This window comes from Rhizobium lentis, from assembly GCF_014200175.1.
Classification (GTDB): domain Bacteria; phylum Pseudomonadota; class Alphaproteobacteria; order Rhizobiales; family Rhizobiaceae; genus Rhizobium; species Rhizobium mulingense.
On the sequence record NZ_JACHBD010000006.1, the window covers coordinates 256,312 to 270,613 of the forward strand.

14 protein-coding genes are annotated in these 14,302 nt (G+C 61.5%); 8 read left to right on the forward strand and 6 right to left on the reverse strand.

Features of this window, described 5'->3' with window-relative positions; all coding sequences use genetic code 11:
• Positions 1 to 2 precede the first annotated feature (2 nt).
• The 5 genes from GGI60_RS16360 (at position 3) to GGI60_RS16380 (ending at position 3,096) form a co-directional block, all read left to right on the forward strand.
• Complete coding sequence (locus tag GGI60_RS16360; protein ID WP_010027584.1) at positions 3 to 380, forward strand: response regulator transcription factor; 378 nt, start codon at positions 3 to 5, stop codon at positions 378 to 380.
• Position 381: 1 nt separating this feature from the next.
• Positions 382 to 1,074 carry a response regulator transcription factor gene (locus GGI60_RS16365; RefSeq protein ID WP_183934670.1) on the forward strand — a complete coding sequence of 231 codons (693 nt, stop codon included), beginning with the start codon at positions 382 to 384 and terminating at the stop codon, positions 1,072 to 1,074.
• 207 nt (positions 1,075 to 1,281) lie between these two features.
• Positions 1,282 to 1,641, forward strand: coding sequence for a helix-turn-helix transcriptional regulator (locus tag GGI60_RS16370; protein WP_183934832.1), 360 nt, complete (start codon positions 1,282 to 1,284; stop codon positions 1,639 to 1,641).
• A gap of 133 nt (positions 1,642 to 1,774) precedes the next feature.
• Complete coding sequence (locus GGI60_RS16375; protein ID WP_183934671.1) at positions 1,775 to 2,440, forward strand: nitroreductase; 666 nt, start codon at positions 1,775 to 1,777, stop codon at positions 2,438 to 2,440.
• Between the two features lie 83 nt (positions 2,441 to 2,523).
• On the forward strand, positions 2,524 to 3,096 hold the full coding sequence (locus GGI60_RS16380) for an NADPH-dependent FMN reductase (RefSeq protein ID WP_183934672.1): 573 nt from the start codon (positions 2,524 to 2,526) through the stop codon (positions 3,094 to 3,096).
• Between the two features lie 63 nt (positions 3,097 to 3,159).
• Here GGI60_RS16380 and GGI60_RS16385 read toward each other — a convergent pair whose 3' ends face one another.
• From GGI60_RS16385 to GGI60_RS16410, 6 genes are all read right to left on the reverse strand, one after another.
• The gene (locus GGI60_RS16385) at positions 3,160 to 4,347 is read right to left on the reverse strand and encodes a galactarate dehydratase (RefSeq protein WP_183934833.1); all 1,188 of its coding nucleotides are present in this window, start codon (positions 4,345 to 4,347) and stop codon (positions 3,160 to 3,162) included.
• 12 nt (positions 4,348 to 4,359) lie between these two features.
• Entirely contained in the window at positions 4,360 to 5,571 is a 1,212-nt protein-coding gene (locus GGI60_RS16390) for a mandelate racemase/muconate lactonizing enzyme family protein (RefSeq protein ID WP_183934673.1), read from the reverse strand.
• On the reverse strand, positions 5,568 to 7,304 hold the full coding sequence (locus tag GGI60_RS16395; RefSeq protein ID WP_183934674.1) for an ABC transporter ATP-binding protein: 1,737 nt from the start codon (positions 7,302 to 7,304) through the stop codon (positions 5,568 to 5,570). Before GGI60_RS16395 ends, GGI60_RS16390 begins: the two co-directional genes overlap by 4 nt.
• Before the next feature lie 7 nt (positions 7,305 to 7,311).
• On the reverse strand, positions 7,312 to 8,433 hold the full coding sequence (locus GGI60_RS16400) for an ABC transporter permease (protein ID WP_183934675.1): 1,122 nt from the start codon (positions 8,431 to 8,433) through the stop codon (positions 7,312 to 7,314).
• Positions 8,434 to 8,442: 9 nt separating this feature from the next.
• Positions 8,443 to 9,429: an ABC transporter permease gene (locus GGI60_RS16405; RefSeq protein WP_183934676.1), complete on the reverse strand. Its 987-nt coding sequence runs from the start codon at positions 9,427 to 9,429 to the stop codon at positions 8,443 to 8,445.
• Positions 9,430 to 9,549: 120 nt separating this feature from the next.
• Positions 9,550 to 11,490 carry an ABC transporter substrate-binding protein gene (locus tag GGI60_RS16410; RefSeq protein WP_183934677.1) on the reverse strand — a complete coding sequence of 647 codons (1,941 nt, stop codon included), beginning with the start codon at positions 11,488 to 11,490 and terminating at the stop codon, positions 9,550 to 9,552.
• A gap of 353 nt (positions 11,491 to 11,843) precedes the next feature.
• On the opposite strand from GGI60_RS16410, the gene GGI60_RS16415 reads away from it, so the two are divergent.
• Genes GGI60_RS16415 through GGI60_RS16425 form a run of 3 tightly spaced genes read left to right on the forward strand, consistent with a single transcriptional unit; the run spans position 11,844 to position 14,292 of the window.
• On the forward strand, positions 11,844 to 12,557 hold the full coding sequence (locus GGI60_RS16415) for a FadR/GntR family transcriptional regulator (protein WP_183934678.1): 714 nt from the start codon (positions 11,844 to 11,846) through the stop codon (positions 12,555 to 12,557).
• Between the two features lie 20 nt (positions 12,558 to 12,577).
• Positions 12,578 to 13,408: an NAD-dependent epimerase/dehydratase family protein gene (locus GGI60_RS16420; protein ID WP_183934679.1), complete on the forward strand. Its 831-nt coding sequence runs from the start codon at positions 12,578 to 12,580 to the stop codon at positions 13,406 to 13,408.
• Complete coding sequence (locus GGI60_RS16425) at positions 13,405 to 14,292, forward strand: SMP-30/gluconolactonase/LRE family protein (RefSeq protein ID WP_183934680.1); 888 nt, start codon at positions 13,405 to 13,407, stop codon at positions 14,290 to 14,292. Before GGI60_RS16420 ends, GGI60_RS16425 begins: the two co-directional genes overlap by 4 nt.
• The last annotated feature ends 10 nt before the right edge of the window (positions 14,293 to 14,302 follow it).

Below are 14,302 nucleotides of genomic sequence, written 5' to 3' on the forward strand. Positions count from 1 at the left end.
ACATGAACGAGACAAGACATGTCGTCGCAATTGTCGATGACGATCCAAGACTGCTGGAATCGATGGGCGACCTTCTGGAATCGGCCGGTTACGTGGCCCGCGGTTTCCCGTCGGCGGGCTCGCTGCTCGTCAGCGGGCTGTCCGACCTCGACCTGCTCATCACCGATATTGGAATGCCTGGCATCGACGGATTCGAGCTTCGTGACCTGGTGAGAAAATCGCGTCCCGAGTTGCCGGTGTTCCTGATCACGGGCCGCCACGAGATCGCCGATCAAGGCCGCGCTCAGGGAGGCGGCGGATTCTTCCGCAAGCCCTTCGATGCGCAGGCCCTGCTGACGGCAATCGCCAATGCTTTACGTCAATCGAGAGATGGAGGGTGACATGAGAGTTGACCAGCCGTTGCTGCGGAGATCGGCGCCGTTATCATTGCAGTGCAGATATCAAGAGGACCAGCCGCTCGTCATTATCGTCGATGACGACGCATCGGTACGCGAGGCCTTGTCCGAGCTGATCTTGTCGGCGGGTTTTCAGCCGGTCTGTTTTGCCTCGACCCGAGAATTGCTTGACGCCGACATATTGGAAAACCCCGGCTGCCTGATCCTCGATGTGCGCATGCCGGGGGCAAGCGGCCTTCACCTGCAAAGCCATCTGGCCGAGAACGGCATTTCCAAGCCGATCATTTTTCTGACCGGCCACGGCGACATTCCGATGACCGTCCAGGCAATGAAGGCCGGTGCTGTGGATTTTCTCACAAAACCGGTGCGGGATCAAACGCTGCTCGACGCCGTCACTGCGGCCATTGCGATGGATGCCGAACGACGGGCCGAAACCGCAATCGCCAAGCGCAATGTCAAACGCCTGGAGACGTTGACACAGCGCGAGCGCGAAGTTCTGCACGAAGTGGCACGCGGACGCCTTAACAAGCAGATCGCCTTCGATCTCGGCATCAGCGAAGTGACGGTCAAGCTGCATCGAAGCAATGTGATGCACAAGATGGAGGCTGCCTCGATCGGTGAACTGATCCGGGCCTGGGAAACGCTGCCGGCACAAATGCGGCAGGCCGGCTCGCGTTAGCTTTTTTACCTGACGCTTTCCAATGACGAAGAATACCGGCCACGCACGCGAGCTTCCTGTCCATTTAATGCGCGCCGTATCCGATTCGCGTTGAAAAAGACGACGCGACGCCGACAATGGCTTTCGGCTTCGCACCCATGCGTTATCTCTAAATTAAGCTCAAGGATATGATCTCATATCCGGTTTGATTCCATAAGGAGATCCCGCCTGAACAATCGATCGTCAACCACGCCTTCCCCAGAAGCCAGCGCCTTCGACATCGAAGCAACCTTCTTGTCGGCCATGGGGAACGCCAAACGGCTCCACATTCTGCATCTGTTGACCGTGGGAGAAGTGTCGGTGACCGTCCTAGCCGATGAAGTGGGATTGAGCCAATCTTCGACTTCCCAGCATCTGGCAATTCTTCGAGAACACGGACTAGTGCAGACGCGAAGGGCTGCCCAGACGATCTATTATTCCCTTCAATCCGACACGGCGAGGACAATGCTCGACACGCTCGCCGATATCTTCGGATCGCGCCGTCACTCCCCGGGAGAACGCGTCCGAGCCGGGCAGCTGACGAAATGACCATGTTGTTCTTGCCGCTTAATCCCTGATGAACGTTTGATGTACGCCTCCTAGACCAGGGTGTGGTTATGCCTCCATTGCGAATGGAGATAATGGACTACATCAGCAACGGAAGGGTCAGGAGAAGGCGATCATGGACGTCTATGAGGCAGTCACAAGCCGACGGTCGGTGCGTGGTTTCAAAGACAAGCCTGTGGCGAAGGAGACACTCGAGCGCGTGCTGTCCGCCGCGGCTTGGTCGCCGTCAGGATCGAACATCCAGCCGTGGAACACTTACGTGATGACCGGCGCGTCGCTGGCCGAGCTCAAGACATCCGCCATCGAGCGCGTGGCTCACGGCGACCCCTGGGACAAGCGGCAGTACGAGATGTATCCGCCTATGCTCAAGTCCCCGTACGGAGAGCGCCGATCTGCCTTCGGCAGGGAGCGCTACAGTTCGCTCGGCATTAGCCGCGAGGACTGGGAGGCGCGCCAGCGGGCAGCAATCGCCAACTGGAACTGCTTCGGCGCGCCCGCCGCCCTGTTCTGCTACATCGACCGTGACCTGGGCCCACCCCAATGGGCCGACGTCGGCATGTATCTGCAGACCGTCATGCTGCTGCTGCGCGCCGAAGGACTGCACAGTTGCCCGCAAATGGCATGGTCACAGGTTCGCGAAACGGTTGCGGAAGCCTTGTCACCGCCGGACGGGCTCATCCTGTTCTGCGGCATGTCGATCGGATACGAGGATCCCGCAGTCGGTTTTGCCCGGACGGGCCGCGCGCCCCTCGCCGAGACGGTCACTTTCGTCGACGATTAATACCTGCGCTCAAGGAACAAGAGACCCCTTCCATGCTTCCTGCGTATGATGGTCCTTTATCATGCGCAATATTGGAGAACGCCATGACCACGCATAAAGTCGGTTATCTCATCGGCAGCCTCGCCAAGGGCTCGATTAACCGCAAGCTCGCCAAGGCGCTGGTGCGGCTCGCCCCGCCGGAACTTGAAATGTCGGAGATATCCTTCAGGGATCTGCCGCTCTACAGCTACGACTATGACGCCGACTATCCTCCGGCCGGCAAAGCATTCAAGGCGGCAATCGCGGCCGTCGACGCCGTGTTGTTCGTCACGCCCGAATACAATCGATCCATACCCGGCGGACTGAAAAACGCCATCGACTGGGCAAGTCGCCCCTACGGCACCAACTCGTTCAGGCGCAAGCCGTCAGCGGTCATCGGCACTTCGCCGGGCGCGATCGGCACCGCAGTCGCCCAGCAGAATTTGCGCAGCGTGCTCAGTTTCTGCAACTCGCCCCAGATGAATGCTCCGGAAGCCTACATCCAGTTCACACCGGGGCTGATCACCGATGACGGCGAGGTCACGAACGAGGCTACGGCGGATTTCCTTCGCAAGTTCATGCAGGACTTCCATATCTTCATCGCAAGGGTTCGCTCGGTGTTGCCGAAAGATGCTTAGAGCATAAAGAACCTGGCCGCTCCATGCGGCAGCGGCCAGTTTCGGATTTCTTGAGCGACCTCTTCAAGCGAAGGCGTAAGAGCCGTCAGGCCGCTTCGGCACCCGCCGTTGCCAGTGGATGTAGCCTTCTTCTTCCATCGCCTTCTCGTCCATTTCGACGCCCCAGCCGGGCCGGTCGGGACGTAGCTCGAGATAGCCGTCCTTCGGCAGATAGGGATCGACGACGTAGCGGGTCTCTCCCTGGCGTTTCTCGACATCGAGCCCGCCATAAACATAGGCCTGGCCCTTCGGCAGCCGGTATTCGAGGATGCGGAAATTCTGCGCGGCGGCCGAGAAATGCACATTGACCGCGGTTGCCAGCGGCCCCATCGGATTGTGTGGCGCGACGCCGACGAAGAAAGCTTCGGCGAGCGTGGCGATGCGGCGCATCTCGCTGATGCCGCCGACAACGCAGATATCCGGCTGGATGAGATCGGCGCCCTTGACCTGCAGCAGACGCAGGAATTCGTTTCTGTTGTAGAGCGACTCGCCGGTCGCAAGCGTGCAGTTGAGACCCTGTTTCAAGTCACCCCAGGCCTCGATATTCTCCGGGCGCAGCGGCTCCTCGAAAAACAGCGGGTCGTAGGGCGCCAGCGCATTGCCGAGCTGGCGGGCAGCGATCGGCTCGAAAATCTTGGCATGCGCATCGAAGGCGATCTCGTACTCGTCATTGACCGCCTCGCGAAGCGAGCGGAAATAATCCGCAGAGGCTTTCACGACATTGCCCCAGCGATGCGCGTGCATATCGATCCGCCAGGGGCTGAGCTTGAAGGCGGTGAAACCCCATTCTTCCTTCAGGCGGTCGAATTCCTCACGCGCGGCCGGCGCATCGGGCGCGGTATAGACCCCGGCATAGACCTTGATGCGGTCACGCACCTCGCCGCCGAGCAGCTTGTAAACCGGCACGTTCGCCGCCTTGGCCGCCAGATCCCACAGGCAGTGATCGAGCGCCGAGATCGCCGCAAGGCCGAGTGCGCCCGGCGGGAAGCGGCTCTGCTGGATCAGCAGGTTGACCAGATATTCGACGCGCGTCGGATCCTGGCCGGAGAGAAATCCATAGAGATAATCGAGCAGCGGCGGCAGCGCCTTGTCGGGGCCGTGATTGTAGCATTCGCCCCAGCCGGTCAGCCCGTCATCGGTATCGAGCGCGACGATCACGCGCGGACGGTCCTTATCGCGGGTCATGAAAACCCGCATGCGGTCGATCTTCATCATTCTGTCCTTCTAGCGATTGAAATAGCTGCGGCGCGCCACGCGCGTCTGCACGTAGACATGCTCGTTATCGGTTCCGGGATTGTAGGCACCGGCGGCCTGTGGCACCGAGACATTGCCGCCGCTGGGGAAGCGGGCGACGAATTCCTCATCGATATCGCAGCCCAGCCCCGGACCATCGGGAACGGCAATCAAGCCGTCAACCTGCTGCGGATGCGGCAAGATCGTCTGGCGGCGGCCGTCCCAATCGTCGTCGAGCCGCTCCAGGATGAGCGCGTTCGGAATGGCAGCCAGCAGATGCAGGGCGGCATATTCCGCCACCGGCCCAAGCGAGCCGGAATGCGGCGCCATTTGGATATGGTGGGCTTCGGCCATGGCCGCGATCTTCTTCATCTGCGTGATACCGCCTGCCCGGCCGGTATCCGGCTGGATCACGTCGACCAGCTCTTTCTCGATCAGCTCGCGTTCGCCGAAGATGGTTGCCGAGCGCTCGCCGGTCGCAAGCGGCACGTGAGCGGCGTCGCGGATGCGGCGGTAGCCGTCGAAATTCTCCGGCGCGATCGGATCTTCCACCCACATCAGCTCATAGGGTTCGAGCGCCCGCACCAGCCGGCAGGCATCGCCGGGCGTCAGCCAAGGCGGTCCATGCAGATCGATGGCAATGTCCATATCGTCGCCGACCGCATCGCGGAGTGCGGCGACCTTGCGTACGGGGTCGGCCACCCCGCCGCACTTGATTGCCTTGATGCCGCGCTCTTTGAGCGCAAGCGCGCGCTCGGGCGTATTGGCATGGGAATAGATCGGAATCCGATCCCGCACCTTGCCGCCGAGCAGCATCCAGACAGGCACGCCGAGCGCCTTACCCTTGATGTCCCAGAGGGCCATGTCGATGCCGGTCATAGCGCCGCCTCCGACCGTTCCCAGCATACCATGGCCCATCATCGTGATATGCATCTTCTGCCACAGCCGTTCGATATGGGCCGGATCTTCGCCGATGAGCAACGGCGCAAGGTCATGGATCGCCGTCTCGACGACGCGCGGCCAACCTGAGCACTCGCCGATGCCGGTGATGCCGTCATCGGTATCGATCTTCAGAAAGAGCCAGTTCCGGGTGCCGCCGAACTGCTTGGAGGTGCGATCGCCGGAACGCTGGTCGGACGCCCAGTTCGAGGGATCGGGCTGGCCGACATGCATGAGAAACGTGCGGATTCCGGTGATTTTCATCTCTGAGAACTTCCATTCTTCAGACTGTCGGGCTTCAGATGATCTGGCGCGACGTAGCGGAAACGTCTCGAATGATCGCGATCGCGCGGGTCAGGGCGCGGGATCGCCGAGATGAGCGCCTGTGTGTAGGCATGCTCGGGTGTGCGGCAGACCTTCTCCGCATCCCCGACTTCCACGAGCTGGCCTTTGTACATGACGCCCACCCGGTCGCACATGTAGCGGATGACGCCGATGTCATGGCTGATGAAGATATAGGCGAGGCCAAGTTCGTCCTGCAGGCGCATCAGGAGATCGAGAACCTGCGAGCGCACGGAGACGTCGAGCGCCGAGGTCGCCTCATCGGCAACGATGACACGCGGATTGAGCGTGATGGCGCGGGCAATGCCGATGCGCTGGCGCTGGCCGCCGGAGAAGGCATGCGGATAGCGTTCGCGCGCCCTCGGATCGAGGCCGACTTGCTCCATGAGATGGCAAACGCGCTCCTCCAGCGCCCGCCCCTTTGCAACGCCGTTGACCAGCAACGGCTCGCCAATGATCTGGGAAACGGTCATGCGCGGGTTGAGGGAGCCGAACGGATCCTGAAACACCATGCGCAATTCGCGCCGTGCGGCGGCGAGCGTCTGGCCCTTTGCCGTTGCCAGATCGATGACCTCGCCGCCGGTGCGGCGGTAGAGGATTTCGCCGGCCGTCGGATCGAGCAGCCGCATGATCGAGCGGCCCATCGTCGTCTTGCCGGATCCGCTTTCGCCGACAATGCCGAGCGTCTCGCCCGGCAGAAGCGAAATGGAAACATCGTCCAGCGCTTTCAAATCACCGAAATTCATCGACAGATTTCGCAGCTCGAGAATTGGCGCCGCCGTCCTGTCGAGCGGCGCGCGCGCCAGCCGGATTTCGGCCTTCTGCTCAAGCTTCAGCACCGAACCGATCAGCATGCGGGTATAGTCGTCTTTCGGCGCATGGAAGATCTGCTCGACCGGCGCATATTCCTTGGCGACGCCGTTGTGCATCACGAGCACATCGTCGGCGATCTGCGCCACGACGCCCATGTCATGCGTGATGAAGAGAACGGCCATGCCGTTGGCCTTCTGCAGCCGGGCGATCAAGTCGAGGATTTCGGCCTGGGTCGTCACGTCGAGGGCCGTGGTCGGCTCGTCGGCGATCAGCAGCTGCGGTTTGCAGGCAAGCGCCATGGCAATCATCGCACGCTGACGCATGCCGCCGGAATATTGGAAAGCGTAGCGATCCAGCGCTTTTTCCGGAAAGGGAATCTCGACCTGCTTCAGCAGCGATATGGCCTCCGCCCGCGCCTCCGCCTTGGTCATCCGGGTGTGCAGACGAAGCGCCTCGACAATCTGGTTGCCGACTGTGTGGATCGGCGACAATGACGACATCGGCTCCTGGAAGATCATGGCGATGTCACGGCCGCGGATCGCCCGGATCTGGCGTCCCCGCGGATTGAGACTGGTCAGATCGGTCGAGCCGCCGTGGCGATCGTTCAGGACGATCGATCCGGCAGCAATACGACCGGGCGCATCGACGATCTGCAGGATCGAACGGGCCGTCACCGACTTGCCGGATCCGCTCTCGCCGACCACACAGAGCGTCTTGCCCGGTTCGATCGAGAAAGACAGATCGTTGACGGCGCGAAAGACGCCGGTACGCAACGGGAACTCGACCGTAAGATTTTTCACCTGGAGCAGCGGCTTGCTGGCAAGGGATACGATATCGGTCATGCCGGCCTCATTTGTTGTAGGGATCGGCCGCATCGCGCAGACCGTCGCCGAGAAGGTTGAGCGCCATCACGGCGACCACGACGGCACAGCCCGGCATGAAGAGCCAGGGTGCGGTGGCGATCGAGCGAATGTTCTGGGCCTCGCGCAGCAGCACGCCCCAGGAGATGGTCGGGGGCTGCAGCCCGAGCCCCAGGAAAGACAGCGAGGTTTCGGCAAGGATCATCGCCGGCACCGCGAGCGTGATCGACGCGATGATATGGCTGGCAAAGCTCGGCAGCATGTGACGAAAAATAATGCGTCTTTCGCGCACGCCGTCGAGCCTGGCGGCGGCGACGAATTCTTCCGTGCGCAAAGACAGGAAGCGGCCGCGAACCACACGGGCGAGCTGTGCCCAGCCGGTCAGCGACAGGATGACCGTGATCATCATATATTGCAGCGTCGCCGGCCAGTCCTGCGGCAAGGCCGCGGCCATGGCGAGCCAGATCGGGATCGTCGGCAGGGACAGCACGAAATCGATCACGCGCTGCATGAAGAAATCGATGCGGCCGCCGTAATATCCCGAGATGCCGCCGATCACGATGCCGAGCATCAACGACAGGAAGACGCCGACGAGACCGATCGACAGCGAAACCTGCGAACCCTGCACCGTTCGGCTGAAGACATCGCGCCCAAGCCGGTCGGCGCCGAAGAGAAGCAGCGGCGTGGCCTTGTCGGGCGAAGCGATCAGATGGATGTTTGACTTGAAGAGCCCGAATACGGAATATTCGTAGCCGCGCCCGAAGAACTGGACGTCGACACGCTTCGTCGTGTCTTCCTTGAAGACGGCCGCTAAGGTTTCCGGATCACGGGTCAGCTTCATTGGATAATAATGCGGGCCGAAGGAGAACCCGTTCTGAGTATCAATCAGATGCAATCTCTGCGGCGGGTGAAAGGTCGCCCGCGCATTTTGCAGGTTCGGATCGTTGATGGCAAAGAAGCCGGGCACCAAGGCAACGATATACATCAGCACGGTGACGACAAGCGCCACCATCGCCAGCCGATGCCGGCGGAATGCCCACCAGATCAGCTGCCATTGCGAAGCGACAGCGGCGCGATCCGGCTGAATAGTTGTGACGGTGATGTCAGCCATATCGGGTTCCTATTCCAACCGGATGCGGGGATCGACCAGCGCAAGGAGTATGTCGCTGATCAGGGAGCCTATCAGCGTCAGCGCGCAGATCAGCAGAACGAAGGCGCCGGCGAGATACATGTCCTGAGCCATCAGCGCCTGCAGGAGCAGAGGCGCTGCCGTTGGCAGGTTGAGTACGATGGCCACGACGACCGAGCCGGAAATGAGATTGGGCAGCAGCCAGGCGATCGTCGAGATGAACGGATTGAGTGCGATCATCAGAGGATATTTCATCAACAGCCGGAACTCCGAAAGCCCCTTTGCCCGCGCCGTCGTCACGTAGGGCTTAGGCAATTCGTCGAGCATGTTCGCGCGCATGACGCGGATGAGGCTGGCGGTCGAGGAGACGGCAAGGATAATGACGGGAAGCCAGAGATGCGAGAAGAGGTCGCCCATCTTGGCGAAGCTCCAGGCCGCATTCTCATATTCAGGCGAAAACAGCCCGCCGACATCCTGGCCGAATTCGACCGCTGCGATATACATCAGCACCAGCGCCAGCAGGAAGGACGGAACGGCCAGGCCGAAGAAGGTGAAGGCGGTGAAGAAATAGTCGCCGATCGAATATTTGCGCACGGCCGAAAAGACGCCGATCGGCAGCGCGATCGCCCAGGTGGCGATCAATGTCGCCAGAGCCAGAACAAGGGTCAGCGCCATGCGCTCCCAGATCAGGTCGGAGACCGGCTGCTGCCATTCGAAGGAGATGCCGAAATCACCGCGGGAGAGGATGCCCCACATCCATTTGAAATATTGGATGAGCATCGGATCATCGAGGCCGAAGCGCTCACGCAATTGCGCCGCCGTGTTCTGGTCGACGATCTCGTTGGAGGCTGCCAGCGTCGCGATATAGGTGGTGACATAGTCGCCCGGCGGCAGCTGGATCAGCACGAAAGCGAGGAAACTGACGGCAAAAAGCGATGGAATCATCCACAGCAAGCGTTTGGCGATAAAGACCAGCATGAGGCGCCTCTTGCATTGAACGCCGCCCTCAGGCCCTGTCGGCTCTCAGCGCCGGCGAGGCATCTTTGAAGGCGAACCGAAGAAAAAGCGCCGTACCGACGATACGGCGCTCGATCAAGATCAGCTCGTGAAGGTGAATTGCTGCGGCATCGCAGGCCCCGGATTGGGCCAGGACCAGCTGTCCGGCTCCTTCTCGGGAACATTGCGCAGATTGTTGCGGATGATGCCGAAGCCGCCGACGGCAAGGCAGAGGCCGACGGTCTCGAATTCCTCCGCCGCGATATCGAAGATCTGCTTCATGATCGCGCCGCGCTTGTCAAGATCGGCCGTCGAACGCGCCTCGTCGAACAGCTTCATGCGCTTCTTCTGGCTTTCCGGCGGTTCCTCGCCGCGCGCACCGTTGGACGTGTACCAGAGCGTCCAAGGAATGGCGTAGCGCGAGCCCTGCGGATGGAAGGCGAAAAAGTCACGCGGGTCGAGCATCGGATCGAGACCGCCAGGACCCGGCCACACCGCCGCATCATGGGCATTGTCGTCGCCGCGGGTGTAATAGAGCGCCCGCTCGATCGTGTTGACCTTCATGTCGATACCGATCTGAGCCCAATGCGTCTTGACCAGTTCCAGCGCATCGACGAGGTCGGGATAGAGCGTCGGAATGACGTCGATCGAGAAGAATACCTTCTGGCCGTCGGGCCGGAGGCGGAAACCGTCGCCGCCCTTCTTGTAGCCGGCCTCATCGAGCATCGCGCCGGCCTTGTCGGCGTCATATTCGGTGAACTGGCGCGCATATTTCTCGTTGAACCAGGGATGGGTCGGACGCGGCCCGGCCTGGTAGGGTTCGCTCTGTCCGAAATAGACGATGTCGATCAGTTCCGGCCGATTGATGCCGATCGACAGCGCTTGCCGGAACGACTTGTCGGCAAACATCTTGCGCATGGCAGGATCTTTGTGGGTGATGTTGAAGTAGATCTGGCACTGTTGCGCGGCTGACGGCACGAGCGTCAGGAGGCGGTAGTCGCCCTTCTCCATATTCTGCGACAGCGTCGGCTTGTTGGCGAGCACGCTGATGTGGCGCTCCTGGATGTCGATCTTGCCGGAGATGACGTTCAGCATCAGCGATTCGACGTCCTGCGAAATGCCGAAGTTGACCTCGTCGATATAGGGAAGCTGGTTGCCTGCGGTATCGACCTGCCAGAAATAGGGGTTGCGGGTCATGACGACGCGGGTCGCCCCCCCGACATAGGGCTCCTTGACGACCCAGGGATCAAGCGTCGGCTTGTCGACATTGCCCCAGCGCGTCGGAATTTCGATGTCGCCGCAGCGGCTGCGGAACAGTTCCGTCCAGCTGGTGACACCCGCCTTCTTCACATCGGCCTCGATGTTGGGATTATATTTCGGCAGGAACTGGCTGCAGTAATGCTTCGGAAATAGCGTCGGGTGCTGGCCGAGCGGCGTGGCAAGATTTTCCAGATAAAGCGCGTTGGCCGCTGCAAAGGTGAACTTCACCGTGTAATCGTCGATCTTCTCGACGGTGACCGGCTTGCCGGCGACGGCAAGCTGCGCCGGCGTGGCGCTGTAGAGCTCGGTATTCTTGACGCAGTCTTCGATCGCGAAAACGATGTCATCGGCGGTGAAGGGATGACCGTCGGACCAGCGCACGCCTTCGATGAGATGGAAGGTGAATTGCGTCGCGTCGTCGCTGACCTCCCAGCGTTCGGCCAGGTTCGGCTGGACGGCGGTGAATTCCAGGTTCCAGCGCACGAGGCTCTGGTTGCCGACCATGCGCAGGATGCCGTTATGGTCCGATGAACCGCGCAGGCCGCGCCGCAGCGAACCGCCATAGGTGCCGACCTTTTCGAACGGCGTCACCACCATCGGCTTTTTCGGCAATCGCTCGGGGAGCGGCGGCAGTTTTCCGTCCTTGACGAGCTGCGCCAATGCCGGCGCTTCACCTCCCGGGGCAGCCAAAGCGCGACCGGTGACAGACAACGCTGCGACGCCGGCCATACCGCCAAGCACGGCGCGGCGGGTGACACCGCGCGACAGAATTTCATTGGGCATCCACTTCCTCCCTGTTTAGACCGGCGCAGCTCTTGTACCGGCTGGTGCGGCGGTCTCCCAACCTGCCGCTTCACGCCCTCCTCGGCGCTACGGACGAAACCATAGACACGTTCCCAGATGATTACAAGAGTTGACAGATAATTACAGATTCGATAGCGATGCAGCATCAAGCACCCCGCTCAGGCCCGTTCCCGAGGCGGATTATGGAATGAAAAGGTGACTGATCTGTCAGATGCTGTACGCCCGCCACTTTGCGGCCTCGGCGCATGGGCGACAGAAATATTCGGAGCCAGCCTGCCGGCTCGAAAGAGCAACGACTGAAATGCCGCGTAGCAGGGGAGAAAAGGACGATAATGACCGTCGCCGTCGATGCCGTTTCCAACAGAGGCGCAACGCGCTTCAGCGACATCATCTACGAAAAGATCGTAGGGATGATCGCGGACGGCACGTTTCCCATAAACGAGCGGCTGCCTTCGGAGACGAAGCTCGCCGGCGATTTCGGCGCGTCGAGACCGGTCGTGCGCGAAGCGCTGGAGCGGCTCAGAACCGACGGCCTCGTCGTCTCCCGTAAGGGTTCGGGCTCTTACGTTCGGCAGCGGCCGGATTCATCGATGCTGACAATGGTTCCGGTCGGTTCGCTCGCCGACGTCCAGCGGTTCTTCGAATTTCGCGCCGGCCTCGAAGCCGAGGCGGCCGAGCTTGCGGCACGCAACTGGCAGCCGGCCGACAAGGAGCGGATAACGGCCGCACTTCTCTCGCTCGAGCAATGTCTGCGCAACGGCGAGCTCGGCGCCGAGCAGGACCAGGCCCTCCACGACGCAATTGCGGCGGCGACAGGCAACCAGTTTCACATCACCGTACGCGAATGGTTCAAGCCGCATTTCGCCATAGGCCATTCCGTGACGCGAAGCCTGAGCCTGAAACGGACGCCGGAACAGATCCGCAGTGTCCAGGACGAGCATGCGGTGATCGTGGAGGCGATCTTCGCGCGGCGGGAGTCCGAAGCGCATGACGCGATGAAGAAACACATACTGAATGCGCGCGCCCGCATGTTTCAGGGGGTTTGAGCGACAATGGGAGGAAGACGATGAGACGGATCGCCATGACGGGTGCTGCCGGACGCGTCGGGACGCTGCTGCGCCCGCTCCTTCGCCAACACGCAGAGCACTTGCGTTTGATCGATATTCATGAGCCTGCCGAGCTGGCTGAAAACGAGGAGTTCGTGAGCGCCGATCTCTCGAGGCTCGACGAGGCGACGGCCGCCCTCAGAGAGGTCGACGGCGTCGTTCATCTTGCCGGCATCGCGAGCGGCGTCGACATGAACGCCATTCTGCAGGCTAATGTGCTCGGGACCTACAATCTCTACGAGGCCGCTCGGATCAACAAGGTCGGGCGGATGGTCTACGCCTCGAGCAACCACGCGACGGGCTTTTATCCGCGTGGCGAAGTCATATCGCCGCTTGATCCGATGCGACCGGACAGTCCCTACGGATTATCCAAATGCTGGGGCGAGCTGGTGGCGGGACTCTACTACGACACATCGGGCATCCGTTCGCTTTCCATTCGCATCGGCAATGCCGGCACCTATCCGAACAGCGAACGCTCGATCGCGATCTGGATAAGCGCCCGGGATCTCGCGCAGCTGGTGCAGATCGGGCTCACCCATCCGTTGATCGCCGCGACTGTGGTCTACGGCGTATCCGATACGGACGAAAAATGGTGGAACAATGATCTGGCAAGGCGGCTCGGCTACCAGCCTCAGGACCGGCCGCGCGATCACGCCCATATCGAGGACGGAGCCGAGGGACGGGTCGCCCGCGCGTTCCAGGGCGGCGGTTTCTGCGAGTTCAACCATGACGGCAACATCCGCATGCGCGATGCCGAGGGGCTCGTCAAAGACCCGGAGACGGCGTCGTGACGGCGCCGCGCATCATTGAACCGAAGATCCGTTCGGTGCTGCAGCAGCCGCTGACGGTCGGTGAATCGCCCGTGTGGGACGAAGAGACCGGTGCTCTCTGGCTTGTCGACATCCTGGCGCCGGCAGTCCTGCGGCTTTCCCCGGAAGGCACGGTCGACCGCTTCGCAATGCCGGCCGCGGTCGGCTGCCTCGGGCTTTGCCGTGACAACAGGATCGTCGTCGGTCTTCAGACGGGCGTCCATCTTTTCGATCCCGTCTCCGGTGATATCGAGTTTCTTTGCGATCCGACCGGGCGCCACGTCAACGGCCGCCTCAACGACGGCAAGGTCGGACCCGACGGACACTTCTGGGTCGGCTCGATCAGCGAAGCCAAGCCGCAGGTGAATGACGCCGCACTTTTTCGCGTGGGAGCCGACGGCAGCGCGCGCGCCGTCACGACTGGTCTAACGAGTTCCAACGGCCTCGCCTGGTCTCCGGACGGCCGGCGGATGTACCATTCCGACAGCCGGCAATGCTTCCTGCAGTCCTTCGACTTCGATCCGGCGACGGGCGAGCTCGGCGAAGCACGCCGGCTTCGCAGCTTCACCGAGGAAGAGGGGCGGCCGGACGGCGCGGCCACAGATCGCGACGGTTTTTACTGGAGCGCCGGCGTCTCTGCCGGCCGGCTCAACCGGATATCGAGCGACGGCGAGATCGTCGAAATCTATCAGCTGCCGGTGGCCGCGCCGACCATGCCATGTTTCGGAGGGCCCGATTTCAGGACGCTCTTCGTCACCAGCCTGTCGACGGACCGTACCGCACGTTTCGAGGCCGGCACGGTCATCGCCTTCGACGTGGATGCGGAGGGCTTAGCGCCCTTCCGCTTCGGTAATCACGCATTTTGATGGAAAGCGA

What these genes read in the sequence shown, in the direction of transcription:
- GGI60_RS16395 (WP_183934674.1), bottom strand. Translation starts at nt 7,304, where the DNA reads ATGACCGATATCGTATCCCTTGCCAGCAAGCCGCTGCTCCAGGTGAAA.
- GGI60_RS16375 (WP_183934671.1), top strand. Translation starts at nt 1,775, where the DNA reads ATGGACGTCTATGAGGCAGTCACAAGCCGACGGTCGGTGCGTGGTTTC.
- GGI60_RS16390 (WP_183934673.1), bottom strand. Translation starts at nt 5,571, where the DNA reads ATGAAAATCACCGGAATCCGCACGTTTCTCATGCATGTCGGCCAGCCC.
- GGI60_RS16405 (WP_183934676.1), bottom strand. Translation starts at nt 9,429, where the DNA reads ATGCTGGTCTTTATCGCCAAACGCTTGCTGTGGATGATTCCATCGCTT.
- GGI60_RS16380 (WP_183934672.1), top strand. Translation starts at nt 2,524, where the DNA reads ATGACCACGCATAAAGTCGGTTATCTCATCGGCAGCCTCGCCAAGGGC.
- GGI60_RS16360 (WP_010027584.1), top strand. Translation starts at nt 3, where the DNA reads ATGAACGAGACAAGACATGTCGTCGCAATTGTCGATGACGATCCAAGA.
- GGI60_RS16420 (WP_183934679.1), top strand. Translation starts at nt 12,578, where the DNA reads ATGAGACGGATCGCCATGACGGGTGCTGCCGGACGCGTCGGGACGCTG.
- GGI60_RS16415 (WP_183934678.1), top strand. Translation starts at nt 11,844, where the DNA reads ATGACCGTCGCCGTCGATGCCGTTTCCAACAGAGGCGCAACGCGCTTC.
- GGI60_RS16365 (WP_183934670.1), top strand. Translation starts at nt 382, where the DNA reads ATGAGAGTTGACCAGCCGTTGCTGCGGAGATCGGCGCCGTTATCATTG.
- GGI60_RS16385 (WP_183934833.1), bottom strand. Translation starts at nt 4,347, where the DNA reads ATGAAGATCGACCGCATGCGGGTTTTCATGACCCGCGATAAGGACCGT.
- GGI60_RS16400 (WP_183934675.1), bottom strand. Translation starts at nt 8,433, where the DNA reads ATGGCTGACATCACCGTCACAACTATTCAGCCGGATCGCGCCGCTGTC.
- GGI60_RS16410 (WP_183934677.1), bottom strand. Translation starts at nt 11,490, where the DNA reads ATGCCCAATGAAATTCTGTCGCGCGGTGTCACCCGCCGCGCCGTGCTT.